At 60.1% G+C, this 526-nt stretch carries 1 protein-coding gene; it reads left to right on the top strand.

Annotation, left to right across the window (positions count from 1 at the left end):
* The first annotated feature begins 175 nt into the window (after positions 1–175).
* Entirely contained in the window at positions 176–463 is a 288-nt protein-coding gene (locus A5791_RS13470; RefSeq protein WP_067237125.1) for a hypothetical protein, read from the top strand.
* Positions 464–526 lie beyond the last annotated feature (63 nt).

Below are 526 nucleotides of genomic sequence, written 5' to 3' on the forward strand. Positions count from 1 at the left end.
CGGCGGACGGTCTTCGGCATTCGGTTGTGAATCTACGGCTTTCGGTGTGACGTGAGGGCGGGGTTTTCGCCGTATGAGCGCCCAGGTTTCACACTGGACGCCATAGTTTCACACTGAACGCGATACGCCATACGCTCAGCCAGCCAATGTCGTACCGGCGTGCAACGATTCGCGCATGCAACTTCAAGGAATCGAGCTGCGCTACGTGCTGACGATGTATCTGTCGCAGAATGGGCCTGCGACCATCGTCGAACTAATCGATGCGCTTGACCGGTACGGCTTTTGCGTCCGCGGCAGGCCTTCGAAGGCGGTGTCAGACGCGTTGCGTTGGGAAATCGGCAGGCATCGGGTACGACGGCTGGGCCGTGGGATGTACGCACCGGCGTACATTCCACACGCAACTGAATACCGGATCATCAACCGGGTGCGGACACTGCGGCAGTCCGCCGAGTTGTCGCGCTGAGGTGGACAAAAAGCTGTGTGTCCCACTTCCGGGGACGGATGTGACGGATGTGACTAGGGCGGC

This window comes from Mycobacterium sp. 852002-51163_SCH5372311, assembly GCF_001667115.1.
Lineage (GTDB): Bacteria > Actinomycetota > Actinomycetes > Mycobacteriales > Mycobacteriaceae > Mycobacterium.

Bases quoted from the DNA above. Each gene is read 5' to 3' on its own strand.
- A5791_RS13470 (WP_067237125.1), top strand. From the start codon at position 176: ATGCAACTTCAAGGAATCGAGCTGCGCTACGTGCTGACGATGTATCTG.